15 protein-coding genes, 1 tRNA gene and 2 pseudogenes are annotated in these 16,248 nt (G+C 69.6%); 5 read left to right on the top strand and 13 right to left on the bottom strand.

All coding sequences use genetic code 11. From position 1 onward, the window contains the following. The first annotated feature begins 385 nt into the window (after window positions 1-385). The 3 genes from ABZ810_RS04135 (at window position 386) to ABZ810_RS04125 (ending at window position 2,909) form a co-directional block, all read left to right on the top strand. On the top strand, window positions 386-718 hold the full coding sequence (locus tag ABZ810_RS04135) for a helix-turn-helix transcriptional regulator (RefSeq protein WP_358398913.1): 333 nt from the start codon (window positions 386-388) through the stop codon (window positions 716-718). Continuing rightward, window positions 715-1,608, top strand: coding sequence for an HD domain-containing protein (locus ABZ810_RS04130; protein WP_358398911.1), 894 nt, complete (start codon window positions 715-717; stop codon window positions 1,606-1,608). Before ABZ810_RS04135 ends, ABZ810_RS04130 begins: the two co-directional genes overlap by 4 nt. 197 nt (window positions 1,609-1,805) lie before the next feature. Next, window positions 1,806-2,909 carry a hypothetical protein gene (locus ABZ810_RS04125; RefSeq protein WP_358398908.1) on the top strand — a complete coding sequence of 368 codons (1,104 nt, stop codon included), beginning with the start codon at window positions 1,806-1,808 and terminating at the stop codon, window positions 2,907-2,909. A 328-nt stretch (window positions 2,910-3,237) separates the two neighbouring features. On the opposite strand, the gene ABZ810_RS04120 is transcribed toward ABZ810_RS04125, so the two are convergent. From ABZ810_RS04120 to ABZ810_RS04090, 7 genes are all read right to left on the bottom strand, one after another. Beyond that, window positions 3,238-4,224 (bottom strand): helix-turn-helix domain-containing protein, encoded by a 987-nt coding sequence (locus tag ABZ810_RS04120; protein WP_358398906.1) that lies wholly within the window; start codon window positions 4,222-4,224, stop codon window positions 3,238-3,240. A 203-nt stretch (window positions 4,225-4,427) separates the two neighbouring features. Continuing rightward, on the bottom strand, window positions 4,428-4,709 hold the full coding sequence (locus ABZ810_RS04115; RefSeq protein ID WP_358398904.1) for a hypothetical protein: 282 nt from the start codon (window positions 4,707-4,709) through the stop codon (window positions 4,428-4,430). 73 nt (window positions 4,710-4,782) lie between these two features. Continuing rightward, window positions 4,783-5,169, bottom strand: a complete 387-nt coding sequence (locus ABZ810_RS04110; RefSeq protein ID WP_358398902.1) for a DUF6223 family protein — start codon at window positions 5,167-5,169, stop codon at window positions 4,783-4,785. A gap of 178 nt (window positions 5,170-5,347) precedes the next feature. Next, window positions 5,348-6,385: a tetratricopeptide repeat protein gene (locus ABZ810_RS04105; protein ID WP_358398900.1), complete on the bottom strand. Its 1,038-nt coding sequence runs from the start codon at window positions 6,383-6,385 to the stop codon at window positions 5,348-5,350. Window positions 6,386-6,725: 340 nt separating this feature from the next. Then, window positions 6,726-7,583: a DUF4394 domain-containing protein gene (locus ABZ810_RS04100; protein WP_358398898.1), complete on the bottom strand. Its 858-nt coding sequence runs from the start codon at window positions 7,581-7,583 to the stop codon at window positions 6,726-6,728. Between the two features lie 271 nt (window positions 7,584-7,854). Continuing rightward, complete coding sequence (locus tag ABZ810_RS04095; RefSeq protein ID WP_358398896.1) at window positions 7,855-9,147, bottom strand: helix-turn-helix domain-containing protein; 1,293 nt, start codon at window positions 9,145-9,147, stop codon at window positions 7,855-7,857. A gap of 263 nt (window positions 9,148-9,410) precedes the next feature. Next, a complete protein-coding gene (locus ABZ810_RS04090) occupies window positions 9,411-9,968 on the bottom strand; it encodes a hypothetical protein (RefSeq protein WP_358398893.1) in 558 nt (185 codons plus the stop codon). Window positions 9,969-10,466: 498 nt separating this feature from the next. On the opposite strand from ABZ810_RS04090, the pseudogene ABZ810_RS04085 reads away from it, so the two are divergent. Both ABZ810_RS04085 and ABZ810_RS04080 read left to right on the top strand, forming a co-directional pair. After that, a pseudogene (locus ABZ810_RS04085) lies at window positions 10,467-10,700 on the top strand (FAD-dependent monooxygenase); the annotation flags it as partial. A gap of 43 nt (window positions 10,701-10,743) precedes the next feature. Continuing rightward, window positions 10,744-10,884 (top strand): annotated as a pseudogene (locus tag ABZ810_RS04080) (site-specific integrase); the annotation flags it as partial. A gap of 117 nt (window positions 10,885-11,001) precedes the next feature. On the opposite strand, the gene ABZ810_RS04075 reads toward ABZ810_RS04080, so the two are convergent. The 6 genes from ABZ810_RS04075 to ABZ810_RS04050 form a co-directional block, all read right to left on the bottom strand. Beyond that, a complete protein-coding gene (locus ABZ810_RS04075) occupies window positions 11,002-11,505 on the bottom strand; it encodes a DUF2809 domain-containing protein (RefSeq protein ID WP_358398890.1) in 504 nt (167 codons plus the stop codon). Window positions 11,506-11,718: 213 nt separating this feature from the next. Beyond that, a tRNA-Thr gene (locus tag ABZ810_RS04070) sits at window positions 11,719-11,791 on the bottom strand. A gap of 45 nt (window positions 11,792-11,836) precedes the next feature. Next, window positions 11,837-12,757 (bottom strand): 23S rRNA (guanosine(2251)-2'-O)-methyltransferase RlmB, encoded by a 921-nt coding sequence (gene rlmB / locus ABZ810_RS04065; RefSeq protein ID WP_358398887.1) that lies wholly within the window; start codon window positions 12,755-12,757, stop codon window positions 11,837-11,839. A gap of 84 nt (window positions 12,758-12,841) precedes the next feature. After that, window positions 12,842-14,236, bottom strand: coding sequence for a cysteine--tRNA ligase (gene cysS / locus ABZ810_RS04060; protein ID WP_358398884.1), 1,395 nt, complete (start codon window positions 14,234-14,236; stop codon window positions 12,842-12,844). Between the two features lie 62 nt (window positions 14,237-14,298). Next, the gene (locus tag ABZ810_RS04055) at window positions 14,299-14,679 is read right to left on the bottom strand and encodes a PPOX class F420-dependent oxidoreductase (protein ID WP_358398882.1); all 381 of its coding nucleotides are present in this window, start codon (window positions 14,677-14,679) and stop codon (window positions 14,299-14,301) included. A 123-nt stretch (window positions 14,680-14,802) separates the two neighbouring features. Beyond that, window positions 14,803-16,098 (bottom strand): hypothetical protein, encoded by a 1,296-nt coding sequence (locus tag ABZ810_RS04050; RefSeq protein WP_358398880.1) that lies wholly within the window; start codon window positions 16,096-16,098, stop codon window positions 14,803-14,805. Window positions 16,099-16,248: the final 150 nt, after the last annotated feature.

The following is a 16,248-nucleotide window of genomic DNA, read 5'->3' as shown; positions in this document are numbered from 1 at the left end:
AATGATTCCGATGTGACAATTGATGCTATTGGTGCTTAAGTAGTCAAAAGATCGCGAGGTGGCCTTCTCTTACACCACCCGCCTGGACGTGACCCCCGTTACGGCGGTCCGGTGGCGTGATGTCGTCCGTGCACGTGTCCAGGGGTGCGCGATGGCACGGTGGACGGGCGTGGCGGGGCGAGCCACCGGTGGCGACCGGTGGCTAGGGTCTTGACGCCTCTGGGCCGGACATGCGCCACAGCGTACGGCGCCGCGTGGATCACCGTCCACTCGATAAACCCCGGTCAGGAAGCAGCCGGTGCACCCATCGACGTGGCCGCGCCGATAGGCGGCTGTTACGTTCACGCCAGGTGACTCTCCGCGATGTCTGTCTAGAGTCCGATATATGACGCGGAGTCCTCGGATGACGTTGCAGACGCTCCTCGTTCTGAGGGAGATGCTCAAGGACCCGGACTGCGAGCGGTTCGGCCTGGAGCTCAGCAGGGACACCGGCCAGCCGACCGGGACGATCTACCCCATCATCGTGCGGCTGGAGCGGTGCGGCTGGGTGGAGAGCGCTTGGGAGCCGCCGGAGCGGCACCTGCCGGAGGGCCGGCGCAGGCGTCGCTACTACAAGCTGACCAAGGACGGGGCCCAGCGGGCTCGTGAGGCGGTCGCCGCCGCCGAACGTTCGCGCGGTGGACTCGTGAATCCCGTCTTCGGCGAGGCCCTTCCATGAACGGAGCGTCATTCACCGCCGGGCTCCCCGCCACGATCACCCGGACTGACCGGGAACGTATCCGGCGCGCCTACGAGTTCGCGGCCCGCTGGCACGAGGGGCAGCGCCGCCGTAGCGGAGACCCTTACATCACCCATCCCGTCGCGGTGGCGGAGCTGGCGGCCGGCTCCGGGCAGGACGCCACGATGATCTGTGCCGCCCTGCTCCATGACGTCCTGGAGGGCACCGGCTGCGAGCGCGCCGAGTTGCGTGCGGAGTTCGGCGAGGAGGTCTCGTCGCTGGTGTCCGGCCTGGCCGATCTCCCGTCGGCGAACGAGCGGGTCCTGACCCTGAAGGTCCTCGACAGATTGCACAACATCCGGACGATCGAGTACGTGGACGCGCGCAAGCAGCGTTCGAAATGCGAGGACACGCTCGAGGTGACGGCGCCTCTGGCGGGCCGGCTGGGGCTGCGCACCGTCGCGGAGGAGCTGGAAAGACTCGCCTCCGCCCACCTCGGATCGCTCGCACGTTCACCAGGCTTGAGTTCGCGGGCGCTGACCTGCGGTGCCGTCCTGCTACCCGGGGCCGCCAGGTCGCGGTTCCTGGAGGAGTGGCTGGGCGAGCTCGACACCCTGCCGACCAGTGGAGACCGGGCACGTTTTGCCTGGCGGGTGCTGCTCAGCGTGCCCCGCCTAGCGTTCACGCTGCGTGGCGCGGCGTGGAACGTGGGCCTGCGCTGGATCCTGCGATCCAACGTCCGCACCTGGATTCCCCTGCTCACCCTCCTCGGCTGGATCATCGCGGAGACGGCCCGCGACAACCCCGTCGACGCCGTGGTCGTCCTCATCACCGTTCCGCCGGTCATGAACGCGGGCGTCAGATGGCTGCGCGACAAGCTCACGGAATGACCTCCGTCCGCGCCCCGTGAATGACCTCCGTCCGCGGCCCGTGAATGCCATCCGGCCGCGCACCGGAGATGACATTGGGCTTTGCGTCGAACGTCGCGGGCGACATCACCCGAATGAGGTCGTGCATCCGGACCCGCGGGCTGGGACTCTGAACGCGTAGCGGGGTACCACCTTCACAGGAGCCTGGGGGTCGAGCCGTGAGCGCTGAGGTCGCCGCCGTGTTCTGGGCCGTGGTCGGCGCACGGTTCCTGCTGCCACTGCTGATCTTCCGCTACCCGCTCCCCGCCATCATCGGCTGTCTGGTCCTCGACGGCGTCGACCAGACGATCTTCCAGTCGTTCGGGTACGACCCGCCGGGCTACCAGGGCTACGACAAGGCGATGGACGTCTATTACCTCGCCCTCGCCTACCTGGCGACCATGCGCAACTGGGCCAGCATGCCCGCGTTCAGGACGGCCCGGTTCCTGTACTTCTACCGCCTGGTCGGGGTCGTGGCGTTCGAGCTCTCCCAGTGGCGGCCGCTGCTGCTGATCTTCCCGAACACCTTCGAGTACTTCTTCATCGCCTACGAGGGCATCCGCAGCCGGTGGGACCCGGCCAAGCTCAGGATGGGCTTCTGGCTGGCGACGGCCGCGTTCATCTGGATCGTGATCAAGCTGCCGCAGGAGTACTGGATCCACATCGCCAAGCTCGACTTCACCGAGACCGTGGCCAACGTGCCGTGGTTCGGCCCCGCGGTGATCGCCGGCGTGCTCGTCCTGCTCGCGGTGTTCTGGTACGTGGTGCGGCCCCGCCTGCGGCCCGCCGACTGGCACTGGCGGCTGACCGCCGACCCGGTCCCCGAGCCGATCGACACCGCCGAGGAACGCGACGCCTGGCGGGCCCTCCACAACCGGGTGTGGTCCCTGGTCACCGTCGAGAAGATCTTCCTCGTCGGGCTCATCAGCGTCGTGTTCGGCCAGGTGCTGCCCGACCTGCGTACCACCGGCTCGCAGCTGTTCCTCGCCATCGCGGTCCTCGTCGTCATCAACACCGCGTTCAGCCTGTGGGCGGCGCGGCGCCAGCACGGCGTCCAGTCGGCGGCCGCCGCCTTCCTCGTCCGGCTGGCGTTCAACATCGGCCTCGTCCTGGTCGCCGGGCTGTTGCTGCGCGAAGGCGACATCGACCTCGTCGACACCGCGTTCTTCATCCTGCTGCTCAGCCTGATCACCTCGCTGCACGACCGCTACCGGCCCATCTACGAGGTCAGGCGCGCCGAGCCGGAACCCGCCCGCACCACCGCCCCCAACCCGACGGCCTGACGACCCGTCCGCGCCCGCGCCCGCCCTTGCCGAATCGGTCCGTACGCGTTCAGCGTGCTGTTGGTAGGCGCGCGTTTCGGCAAACACGTTCGGGCTGGACACGGCCAGCACGCCGGTCCGGTCCGGCGCAATTGCTGTACGCCTGCCAAAGCTGAACGCTCAGCCCACCTCTCAGCGCCCCTGTTCAGGCTGCATGCCTTGGGTCGGCGTTCGTCCAGCACGCCCCTTCAGCCCGCGCTCGGTCAGCGTGGCTGTTCGGCCTATGCCCTTCAGGCCATGCGCATTAGCGCAGGCACGTTCAGCGCAAGCACGTACGGCGCAGGCACGTTCAGGGTGCGTGGGGTGGGGTTGTGGCGGACTGCTGGCGGAACTGGCGGGGCGAGAGACCGTAGGCGCCGCGGAAGGCCTGGCTGAAGTGGGCGGGGCTGGTGAACCCCCAGCGGGCCGCGATCGCGTTGATCGGCCTGCCCGCGAGCCGGGGGTCGGTCAGGTCGCGCCGGCACCGTTCCAGGCGGCACTCGCGGATCCAGCCGGCGACCGTGTGCCCTTCCTCCTGGAACAGCTTGTGCAGGTAGCGGAGGGAGATGTGATGCGCGGCGGCGATCTCGCTCGGGGTCAGCTGGGCGTCGCCCAGGTGGTCCCGGATGAACGCGTGGATCTGGGCCATCAGCGCTCGCCGCCGGGTGTGAGGCGGTATCGCGCTCTCGGCGTCCAGCGCGCTCGCGAGCGCCACGGCCAGCACGTCGAGCGTCAGGGTGGAGAGCCGGACGGCGTCGGCCGGGCTGAGCTCGTGCATGTGCCGGGCGAGTTGCAGCAGGAACTGCGAGGACAACGCGCCGACACCCTGGTCGCCCGGGATCCGGACGGCGCTCAGCCGCCGCAGGTCCTGGGGAGGCAACGGCAGCAGCGAACGCGGGAAGCGCAGGAGCAGCAGCTGGCTGATCGGGAGATCCGGCTTGAGCCCGGCCCGGTAGGGGCGCGAGGTGTCGTACAGGACCAGATCTCCGACTCCGAGATCCGCGTACCGGCCGTCCTGCGCCATCATGGAGCGGCCGCGCACGTTGCAGCTCAGCTTGAACACCTCGGGGTCGGCCTGCCGGATGAGCTTGGGCGTACGGTCGACCGAATGCGGCGTCGTCGTCATCAGCGTCGTCTGCACGAGCCCGAGCTCGCATGTGCCGATCTTGGCGCGAAACCTTTCTTCCAGCGGCGATTCGCAGCGCAGGTCGTAGGGCACCCAGACCTTCGAGCTCACCTCACGCCAGAAGGCGAACCGTTCTCCCGCCGGGACCTCGGCGGTGCTCACCACGTCCATGACCCACCACCGCCTCGTCACCGCGGGGCCGGACCAGCATCACCCGAACAACCTCTCGAACGCAACCCGCCACAATGCTTTGCCACAAGCGGCCGAAACCCACCGGAGGCGGCGCGTCACTTGACTGCGGCGGGTTCCGCGGTCGGGCATTCCGGACCTCGAGGCTTTCCTGGCGTCAGGGCGACACGACCGGCGACGGATCGTCATTCGCGGCGGCGGGCGGGGTGCCGTGGCGGGTCACCTCGGAAGTCGGCCACGAGGATGCGGCTCAGCTTGAACAACCCCAGGAGACCCAGGACGCCGACGACGACGAGGCCTCCGCCGACGATGCGCTTGATCCGGGCGTTCCCCCGGTTCACGTTTCCGGCAGTGGTCTCGCCGACCTTCTCGCCGTTCACATAACGCTCGCAGATCGTGTCCGGGTCAACGACGGACCCACCGCCGCACCTTCCTCCGGGCGGCGTCTCGGCCGTCGCCCTCTTCACCCCGAAGAAGATGATCAGCGCGGGCAGCAGGGCGGCCAGATGTCCGGGCGGACGGCGGCGGCGTCGAAAAGGATCAGCCGGTACGACGGGAGCGGGCCAGCGCCACCCCGCTGAGGACCACGGCGATCACCGCCACCCCGAGGGCCACGATGGCGCCACCTCGCCCGGCACCTGACCCGACAGGCCCGTCGGAGCCGGCCAGATGCAGCACACCGATGACCATGGCGATCACCGCCAGCACCGGAGCGACGACGGCACCGTTCCGCCCGATGCGACCGGCGGGGCGGGCCACAGCCAGCCCGCCGAGGATCACACTGACCAGCGCGACCACCAGCGCCGCCGTGGCCGCGCCCCGTCCAGAACCGGCGGCGACCGTGGTCTGCGCGGCCGCCGGGGTCGCGAGCACGGCCCCCATGGGCAGGGCCGCCGCGGCGGCGGTGAACAATGAACGGACGGACATCGGCTGCCCCTTCGATCGTGTCTGCGGGTACAGGCGAAAGCGTAGAAACGAACTGGTCACAGGTCGTCCTCCAGGAGGTGCCAATGTCCCTGCCGTCGCCGCGGTACGCGCCGGGGCCCGAGCCTGCTGTCGCCGCAGTCGAGTGCCACACCCGCAGTACTGAACGTGGGCAGGCGCGTCAGGGCTCGTCCGCGTAACGGCCGGCCTCGTTCTTCGCGCTTTGAGCGTCCTGGCGGCGTCCCGCTCCTTCGAGAGCCTCTCCGAGAACGGACAACGCGTCCGCGAGGTGCGGACGGTATCCGGGATCGGTCTCGAACAGCCGCCGGAAGTGCCCCACCGCCTCCTGCGCGAAGGGGAGCCCCGAGGTCGCATGCCCCAGCTGAGTCTGCCTGGCGCCGAGGGTGGCGCACACGACCGCGTGATCGGCGAGGAAGCCCGCGGGGTCGTCCTCCGCCAGCGCCCGCAGAATCGGTTCGGCCTCCTGCTCGGCCGTGAGAGCGTCAGCCGGACGCCCTACCTCTGCCAGTGCGAGCCCGAGGTTGTACAGCGCCATCGCGAGTCCGAAGCGGAAACCAGGGTCGGCGCGGAAGGCAGGGCCGACCCTGGCGCGCTTTCGCCAGACTTCCACCAACTCCTGTCGTACCTCCAGCACATCGGCCGCCTGCCCGAGCTTCGCGAACGTGCCGGCGAGATCGTTCATCGATTCCGAGAGTTCGAGGAGTTGCCGGCGGCTGGGGCGGCCACCGGCCAGCTCCCGCCTGATCGCGACTACCTCCCGCTGGGCCGGCACGGCCTCCGCCGGTGCCACCTGCGCCAGTGCGATCCCGAGGTTGGTCAGCACGCAGGCGAGGTCGGAGCGATGCCGGGCGGGCTTGGCGTGAGCCGACTCCCGCGCGCGCGACACCGCTTCCTGGGCGATCGGCACCGCCTCGGCCGGATGACCCGCGTTCGTGTGCGCGATCCCGAGGACGTTCAACGCGCCCACCAGATCGAGGCCGTACCGTGCGGGCTTGGCCTGCGCGAGCTCCCGCAAGAGCGTCACGACTTCCTGCGCGACCGGCACCGCCTCGGCGGGACGCTCCTTCTCCAGCAGGGCGAGGCTGAGGCCGACCAGCTCGAGGGCGAGCTTGGGCCGGTGCCGGGGAGAGGACGCCGCCTTCTCCCGCAGTTTCGCGGCCGCCTCCAGCCCGGACCGTACCGGGTCTTCAACGTTCATGGCCGCCCGCCGCCGGACCGTAACGGCCGGGGTGGAGGTCGCCACTCGTCACCGTTCGTCATGGATCCCCATCCATCGCGATCGACAGGTCACCACAACGACGCCGCCCGGCACCCGCCGGTTCCGCGCCGCCCCTCCCATCCGGTCTCGCCGCCCTGGCGCTCCGGCCTCGCCGCTCCGTCCCACGCAAAGGGGGCCAAACGGAAGCGGGGCCTGCGGCGAAAGGTCGCCGCAGGCCCCGCCGGCGGGGTTGCGCGAGTGCGTGAAGGACGATGTCGTCGCCCCATCAGGCAGAACGGGGTCGTCGTCCTACCGGATCTCGTGCGGTCTTATCGACGCATCAGCCCTGGTTCAGGGGCAGCGCGACATCGACGACCTGCCCCTGCGCCGGGAAGGCCCCGACCGGGATGGCCCTTCCGGTGAGCAGGTTGATCCGGAAGAAGCGGGACTCGCTACCCAGCCGCAGCGCGGCGAAGCCGGTGTTGGTGCCGGCGGCGGCCGAGTAGTAGACGTCGAAACCGGCGCTGGGACCGGCGTCGACCCGCAGCTTGCCGGTCGGGGCGAGGTTGCCGGCGTTGGCGGGCGACTGCACCGAGGTCTGGTCCAGCGTGGTGTCCACGTCGAACAGGGTGGTCCCGGTGTTGGTGTCGAGATCGTTGTTCGTGTAGGCCGCCCCGGTCACGCCGGTGGCGGTGGCGCCGGTCTGCGCGGGCGGGACGGGCGGGTTGGTCAGGGTGCCGTCGTTGGCGGTGGCACCCGCGGCCGGTGCGCCCGCGGGGTCGTCGATGTTGTGCCGGAGGTTCTGGCCGGTGTCGCTGATCACCCGCAGCCGGTTGGCGGCGGGGTTGAAGTCCACTCCGAAGTTCGTTCCCTGGAGGGGGACCGTCAGCTGCGACACCTTGGCCGCGGAGGCGTTGCCGGTGTGCAGGGTGTAGATGCCGCCCTGGTCGCCGACGCCGTAGAGCTTGCCGTTCTGGACGCGGTAGTCGATCCCCACCAGTTTCTGGTCGGCCATCAGCCCCGACACCTTGCCCAGCGTCGCGACCGCGCCGGGATGGGTGGACCGGAACGCGACCAGCCGCTGGTCGCCGGTGAGACCGATGACCTTGAGGCTGGGGTTCTTCGAGGCCTGCGATACGGACTTGCTGGCCCCCGCCGGCTGAACGAGGTTGAGGTCGCTGTCACTTCCGAGGGCCATCGTGCCCCCCAGGGCAGTGCCCCCCAGGGCAGTGGCCCCCGCGGCCGTGACCAGCACGCCGGTTAGCAGTACTTTGCGCATGCGCTCCCCTAACAGATTGAGGCGGCCACTTACACCCCGGGCCGCCGTCTGTGGTTCGGCGTGGGAAGCGCGGCGGATTGCCGCTTCTCCGAAATTTCTTGAACTCAGGCGATCCGCTGGACGAGCCCGGCCCGCGACACCCGGCCACCCGGCCAAGGGCAGAGGCCGCACCCCTGCCTGCCGAACGGGTCTACCCGGTGAGCTTCTGCCGGCTTCTCTCAAGCTTGGACGCTTCGGGCGCGGCACCCGAGGCCGCCGACCCGTTCTCAGGAACGGACGTCGGCAGGTTCAGCAGGTAGTGCACGGCGAGGCTGTACTCGAGATGGAGGTCGGGATTCCGCAGAGCAGGGCCGAAGAGCTCCTCGAGCTGGCGGAGCCGGTAGCGGATCGTCTGCGGGTGAACGAAGAGACGGTCCGCGGCTTCCACCGCCCTGAATCCCGACTGCAGCAAATGCTTCAACGTGAGAGCCAGACGCTCACGCTGCGCACCCGACAACGTCATCAGCGGGGCAAGCCGGTGCGCGACCAGCTGAGCCGACAACTGCCGTTCCCGGGCGGCTTGCAGGAGCGGGATGTTGTCGACCGCGAACCACAGCGGCCCCTTGCCCGCGTCCAGCGTTCCGTCCTGAACGAGGTCCAGCGTCTCGCGGGCCCAGTCCAGCGACCGGGCGAGTTCGGTGATCGGCACGGTGGGCCCGACCGCGACGGTCCAGCCGTGCAGGTCGCGCGTGTATGCGGATCGGCGACCAGGCCCGTCGGGGTCGGCCACGATCGCGCAGGGCCGGCGGTCGTGCATCCCGATCAGCGTGTCGGCGTGAAACTCCGGCGCCTGATCGCTGTCGTCGCCCTCGTCGTGCGGCAGGAGGGCGATGGCCGCAGCCGAACGGGGCAGCGGCCACTCAGCCGCCTCGGCCAGCCGTTCGATCTTCTTGAGGTCGGGGTCGCGAGTCAGCAGCGACTCCAGCAGCCGTCGCCGCCGTCGCCGCCGCTCCCCCTCCGCGGCCGCCGCCGCGTTCTCCACGTACCCGACCCGCATCGCCGAGGCCAGGTCCTCCACATAACCCATCGTCCGCTGCGCGATGAGCCCGATGATCGTCGTGGTCACACCCGGATGATCCTGAACGACCTCGCTGAGCCGGCTGATCGTCACACCCGTCCCGATCCGGAACGCCGTCTCCCACACCTCGGGGCCGAGGCCCTGCTCGGAGACCCAGGCCCCGTACTCGCGGAAGAACGCCTTGATGTCCTCCAGGCTGGCCTCGTCGTCCTCCATGAGATCGATGAACCCGCTGATCGTCCACGACACCGACTGGTTCAGCCTGCTCGCGTACTGCGGCTCGTGCGGACGCACCAGCACCGGCAGCTCGGCGCCGATGGCCGCCACGGCCTCATGCGCCACCTCATCGACCTGTCCACGCATCACCGCGATGAGGTCGGCAACCTCCAGATCCGGGATCTCATGCTCAATCAGCCGATACCTCATGGTGCAGAAAAGTAGACGTAACCTGGATCACAAACAAGAACACACGTGCGCCACCCATACTCCCTCCCCCTCACCACCGCACACCTGAGACCGTCACAGCAGCACCACCCCGATCCCCTCACCGCTCAGCCGTCCCCGCGGCCCAGGAAGGGAGCCCTGCCCCGGACTGAAGGTTCGGCAGCCCGGGTCGATCAGCTCGGCGGATCGCCGACGGCAGTCAACTCAGCCACGCGCAACCGGAGCCGGGGAACGCGCGCCGTGACTCAGTGACCAGAGCTCGGTCCCAGTCCGCGCAGGGGCGGATGGGACGGCGCTCTCGTCACCGGAGGCAGGGGCAGCCCCAGAGCGGCGTCGACGGTGTCGATCGCGGCCTGCAAGTCCCGGATCTGTGCCACGTAGGTCCGGTTCATCGCGATGATGACCTCCCGGACACGGCACATCTCGGCGACCACCGAGCGCGCGACATGCTGATAACTCCGGCGGGCGTCGACGTCCCTCGCCTTGGCGTCCAGGACCATCGGCTTGAGCACGGTCACCCGGCGTCCGTCCTTGTCGGCCTGCGCCTGCTCCAGCTCACGCTGGAAGGCCCCCCGCTCCTGATGGATGGCGTTCCACTCTTCGAACGCGAACCGCAGGCGGCTCCTGAGGTGCTTGAGCCACTGCTCGGCGACCTCACGTTCCGCTGATCTGACCGAATGGTCACGCCACAGCTCCACCCGAAGCGACTCGAGCGCCTCCCGCACAGACTCCGGAACGGCATCAGCCTGCTCAGACGCCGCGGCCGGTGGATCGCTCTGCTGGTCGGCACACATGCCGCTCATCCCCTTCAGGGTGGCCCTCCGGCCGCACCTCAACGCTACCCGCGTCCGGCCAACACTCAAGGTCAGCCCCAACCCGGTCACCCAACCGTGGCGAGCAGGAACACCCGAAACCCAACCTCCCTGCACCAAAGACCAGTCCGTCCACCATGAACAACCACCGCCCCCCACGACGCCGAAGTGCGCTCCCGCGTTAAGCCCTCTGTAACGGCGCGAACGAGACCCCACCACCGGCCCCGACCGGGACCCGCCGGGCCGCCACGCCGGAATCCCCTGCCCCCGCACGGGCCCGTCCGGAGTCGTGATCACGTGGCTGGAAAGGATTGGGACGGGTGATGCTCAGCCTTGTAGCTTGCAGTCGGCCGTGACACCGCCCGAGGAGGTGAGACCCATGAACGCTGTAACGCTGTGGGTGCTCCCCCTTCCGTTCACGGTTGGGCGATTGACGTAGGTGTCGCCGGGAGCGCCTGGCCGACAAGGCACTCCCGAAAGGCACCACCTATGCACTCTCACTTCACCGCCGAGCCGCCGTCGAACGACGGGCCCGAGCGCGATGTCCCCGGAGTTCTCGTATCGCCGGCCTCTGGCGCCGATCGCCCGCCCCTCACGTTCGACGTGATCATCGCCGGGTGCGGGCCGGCCGGTGCGATGCTGGCCGCCGAACTACGGCTGCACGATGTGCGGGTACTCGTTCTGGAGAAGGAGACCGAGCCCGCATCGTTCGTCCGCATAGTCAGTGTGGGGAGAGCCCATTCACCCGGACACGGTCTCGTCGCTCATGCCCGTGCTGATCAAGCAGCACAACAGGCCGAAGGATGGCGAGAGTCCCGTCGAGCACCTCCTCAACGCCCGGCTGCACGACCTCCGGCACGTCCACGCCACGACGCTCCTCCTGGCGGGCGTGCCCGTACACGTCGTAGCCGCTCGCCTCGGCCGCGCTGACCCGGCGATCACGCTTCGGGTCTACGCGCACGTGGTCAACGAACAGCTCGCGGAAGCCGCGGACATCTTTTGCCAACCAGATCAGAGAGGCGGCTCAAGACTCAGCGGGTGTCGGGTTTGCCTGGGAACGTGCCGGGGCGCGGAGGAACCAATGCGCGGCGACCAAGGGGATGACGCCGACGGGGTACCAGGCGACATCAATGAGGTCGAACTGGGCACCTAGCAGTTGGCGCGCGAGCCAGCTGCGTTGGGAAAGTGCCGCTGGCACGGGGGTGAGCTGTGCGAACTCGATGAACCAGCAGTACGCGATCACGGCGCTGCCAGCGGGCACAGGGGAGATCTGCGGCCATATGAAGATCACTATCGCGTAGACGATGACCGCGGACAAGGCGGCGCCTGAGTACTGTTCGATGGGCCCGGCCATCGCGGCGCGGATTGCGTAGGCCGCGCCTGCGGAGCCCGCTGCCAGTACCACCATCAGCAGCCGGGTCAAGCGCGTTGCGAGTGACATCGCGCGATCATAGGTGGCAGCGACGTCATGATGCGATCGTCCGGTTGTTTCCACTGCCCCCGACACCGGATCGATCCACTCGGCCACCGCCGGTCATAGGGTTCCAACGCCCTCACATGATCACAGCGGTGGCCATCTCACGTTCTGGCCTTCACCGAATCAAGATCTCCAAGTGCGGCTGGGGTACTAGCGGCCCCTCGACCACAGTGATCATTTCGTGAGGCGCTCTTAGGGGCCGCTGTTAGCAAGGGTGTTAGCAAAAGGCCCCGTCCAAACACCGGACGGGGCCTCTGACGTGGGAGCCGGCGAGGGGACTTGAACCCCTAACCTTCTGTTTACAAGACAGATGCTCTGCCAATTGAGCTACGCCGGCGTGCTCCCGCATCGTAGTCGACTTGGCGGGTGGGGTGCGTGGTGGTTATTCGGCGCGGAGGCGGGAGAGCTCGTAGAGGGCGATGCCGCCGGCCACTCCGGCGTTGAGGGATTCGGCCTGGCCGGGCATCGGGATGGTGACCAGCATGTCGCAGGTGTCGGCGACCAGGCGGCCCAGGCCCTTGCCTTCGGAGCCGACGACGAGGACGAAGGGGCCGGAGGCGACTTCGAGGTCGGCGACGGGGGTGGTGCCGCGGGCGTCGAGGCCGGCGACGAAGCAGCCGGCCTGCTGGTAGGCCTTGAGCTGGCGGGTCAGGTTGGTGACCTGGGCGACCGGGGTGGTCGCGAGGGTGCCGGCGGAGGTCTTCCAGGCGCCCGCGGTGACCCCGGCGGCGCGGCGTTCGGGGACGACGACGCCGGTGGCGCCGAAGGCGGCGGCGGAACGGACGATGGCGCCCAGGTTGCGGGGGTCGGTGATGCCGTCCAACGCGACGATGAGAGGGGCCTGGCCCTTGAGGAAGTCGTCCGCGTGGGCGTAGCGGTACGGGCGGACCTGGAGGGCGATGCCCTGGTGGACGGCGCCGTCGGTGAGGCGGTCGAGCTCGTTCGTACCGCTCTCGAGGAGCGGGATGCCCCGGTCGGCGGCCAGCTGGATGGACTCGCGGATGCGGTCGTCGGTGCCGGACGTGACGTAGAGGGCGGTGCCGGGGACGCGGGCGCGGAGGGCCTCGACCACGGGGTTGCGGCCGGTGACCAGCTCGGGGCTCTCACCGTCGGCGCGGCGGCCGCCGGCCGGGCGGTTGGACGGACGGGACTGGTCGGCGGGCTTGCCGCGGCGGGCGCCGGGGCCGAGGGTCGGCGTGCCGGTGCGCTTGGAGCTCTTGACGGCGCGGGCCTTCTGGCGCTTGCCGTGCCAGTGCCGGTCCTCGGCCTTGGGCGTCGGCCCCTTACCCTTGCGCTTCGGCATTGATCGTCCCTTGGAGTCGTGGGTTGTCCGCCCGCACGTCGCCAGGGAGGCTCAAGATCGGGGCGCCTTCGATTTTACGCGCAGTCAGCCGCGCTTGAGCTCCCAACGGGCGCCGTGAGGGGTGTCCTCGACCACGATGCCCGCTTCGGCGAGGCTGTCGCGGATGGTGTCCGCGGCGGCGTAGTCCTTGCGGGCCCGGGCGGCCTGGCGCTGTTCCAGGGCGACCTTGACGAGGGCGTCGACCACCGGGCGGAGATCGTCGTCTCCCTCGTTCGACCAGTGGTCGGAGAGGGGATCGAGGCCGAGGACGTCGGTCATGGCGCGGACGGCGGCCAGGTGGCGGCGGACGGCGTCCTCGTCGGAGGCCGCCAGGGCGTTGTTGCCCTCGCGGACGGTCTCGTGGACGACGGCGAGGGCCTGGGGGACGCCGAGGTCGTCATTCATGGCCGCGGTGAAGGCCTCGGGGAGATCACCGGCCGGGACGGAACCGACCAGCTCGGCGGCGCGGGTGGTGAAGCCCTCGATGCGCTGGTAGGCCGAGATGGCCTCGGTGAGGGCCGCGTCGGTGTAGTCCATGAGCGACCGGTAGTGCGCCGCGGTGAGGTAGTAGCGGATCTCGGCGGGACGGGCCTTGCCGAGCAGGTCGGGCAGCAGGACGACGTTGCCGATCGACTTGCTCATCTTCTCGCCGTTGACCGTGAGCAGCCCGTTGTGCAGCCAGTAGCGGGCGAAGCCGTCGCCGGCGGCCTGCGACTGGGCGATCTCGTTCTCGTGGTGCGGGAAGATCAGGTCGACGCCGCCGCCGTGGATGTCGAACGTCGGCCCGAGGTACTTGGTCGCCATGGCCGAGCATTCGAGGTGCCAGCCGGGGCGGCCCTCACCCCAGGGGGTCTCCCAGAACGGCTCGCCCGGCTTGGCGCCCTTCCACAGGGCGAAGTCGCGGGGGTCGCGCTTGCAGTCGGCGGTGTCGGTGTCGGCGGCGGAGCGCATGTTCTCGAGCTTCTGGTTGGACAGCGCGCCGTAGCGGTCGGCCCAGGACTTCACGTCGAAGTAGACGTCGCCGCCGGACGCGTACGCGTGCCCGTTCTCGATCAGGCGGCGCATGAGGACGATCATCTCGGGCACGTGGCCCGTCGCGCGGGGCTCGATCGTGGGCGGCAGGCATCCGAGCAGGTCGTAGCCCTGGCCGAAGACGCGCTGGTTGCCCTCGGCGACCGCGAACCACGGCACGCCGGAGGCGGCGGCCACGGCGATGATCTTGTCGTCGATGTCGGTGACGTTGCGCGCGAACGTCACCTCGTACCCCGAACGGCGCAGCCAGCGCAGCAGGACGTCGTAGATCACGCCCGAGCGGAGGTGGCCGATGTGCGGTGAGGCCTGCGGCGTCGCACCACAGACGTACATCCCCACGCGGCCCTCTTCGAGGGGCTCGAACGTGCGGACGGTACGCGTGCTGGTGTCGTAAAGGCGCAGGCTCACACGCTCAGGCTATTGGATGCCCGGCCACGCGCGTGGCTGTGTTCGTCCAGAGAGGCCCGTGTTCAGCGGGTGTAGACGTGGTTCGGCGTCACCCGGACGATCACTCGTTCCACCGGGCCGTGCTCCTCCCAGGGCTTGCCGGTGTAACGCCGGGAGAGCTCCTCGATCAGCCGGCCGTCCGGGTCGTCGACGATGGACGCGGTACCCCTGACCTCGGCGTACACGTACGGATCGGCCGTGTCGAACGTGGTCAGGTTGACCCGCGGGTCGCGCAGCATGTTGGTGTGCTTGCGGCGGCCCTTGGCGGTCGAGAAGACGACGTCGTCGCCGTCGACCTTGGCCCAGACGACGCTCGCCTGCGGCGCCCCGTCCGGATTGATCGTGGCCAGCGTGACGAAGTTGGTCGCGTCGAAGAGCTCGCGGGCCTTGTCGTTCAGCGTCATGTCTGCCTTCCCCCTGGTTCGGCCGGAAACGGATCTCGCTCTCGGGTCTTGGATCTTGGTGCCGGTCTCGGCCCTGATCTCGGTCCCGGATCGCCGCTGATGCCGATCCTCGCATGAGAAAGATCAACGTGGTCGCGGCGGGATCCGCCGGGCGGCGTGGAGCGGGTGCGCGGCGGAACCCGGATGGGGAACGCCGGGGCCGCCCGTCGCCGTCTCCTCTGGCGGCGGAACGGCGTGGAGGCCGCTCGGGTGCAGGTCCGCCTGGTGAAGGGCCTGCAGATGGTGGCAGAGGTCGACGAACGCGACCGCGTTGGGCGTACGGGACGCGGTCGCCGCCAGGGTCACCCAGTCGTCGTACGCGTGGACGAAGACGAGGCCGTTGTCGATGCCGACCTCATCGACGGCCCGCCAGGGGATCCGTTCACCGTCCTTCTCGACGCCGCCGGGACCGATGCCGAACGGGCCCATCCGGACGCCGCCGCCCGTCTGGACGATCGCCAGAAGCCGCGGCACGACGCGCGCGGTCACCTCCACGGTCACCGCCTCGCCCAGCTCCCGGACCCCCGGCACCTCGTCGTCCAGCACGATCGGCGGCCCGCCATCGGCCGGTTCGATCGTGAAGCGCCACCGGGTCGACCCGCGCACCGCCCGCTGGACACCGAACGTGGTCACGGCGGCCAGCTCGTCCCACCGGTACGCGGTGAAGGCGAGCCGTCGGCCGGCCTGCTCGGCGCCCCGTTCTTCGTGATGGGCCGCATCGGTGCGGTGGGAGTGGGTGCCTTCAGCGGCTGCCGATGAGGGCGAATGCGGTTGCGAGGCCGCGGCGTGGAGTTGCACGGGGTTGGCGGCGCCCGTTAGGGACCGGGGCTGCTCCGGGGCCGCCCCCTCAGGCGAGGCCTCGGTCGCTGCGGTCGGAGGTGGCGGCTCGGTCGCCGCGCTCTGGGGCGGCGGGGGCTCGGTAGCGGGGGTCTGGGGCGGGGGGTGGTCGGCGCCGTTTTGGGGTGGCGCGGTGGTTTGGGGTGGCGCGGTGGTTTGGGGTGGCGCGGTGGTTTGGGGTGGTGGGGTTGGGTCCGGCTGGGCGGGGGGTGCTTTGCGCCAGGTCACCACAATGCCGTTCGAGAAGAGGTGGAGGCTCTCCATGCGCCCGCCCCGCAGGCCACCGCGCGTCACGGCCCGCCAGAGGATCCAGGTCACCGCTCCCAGGTAACCCAGGGCGAGGATGGCGGCGGGGACGCCCAGCCAGAAGTCCCGGTCGGCCAGGTAGACGACGGCGGCGGGGATCAGCCAGACGCCGGCCAGGCCGAGCATGATCGTCCAGGCGAGCGCGCGACGACGGCCCGCCCGTACGTCGAAGGCCCGGACCGGATCGCCGAGCCGCCCTGCCGCTGCCTGCTCCAGTACGCCCCGGGGGAAGGACACACGTAAGCGATTACCCCACTATCGCCCGCGAAAATCACCTCTTCCGGTCCCGGCCACAAATCCCTACCCGGCGGGCCCATCCGACTTCCCTTGACCACCCATATCGCGCGACTCCCCGCGTGTCGCACGCCGTCGGGGATCAGCAACGTG

Source organism: Spirillospora sp. NPDC047279 (assembly GCF_040643285.1).
Lineage (GTDB): Bacteria > Actinomycetota > Actinomycetes > Streptosporangiales > Streptosporangiaceae > Spirillospora.
This window is presented reverse-complemented; position numbering and strand designations above follow the sequence as displayed.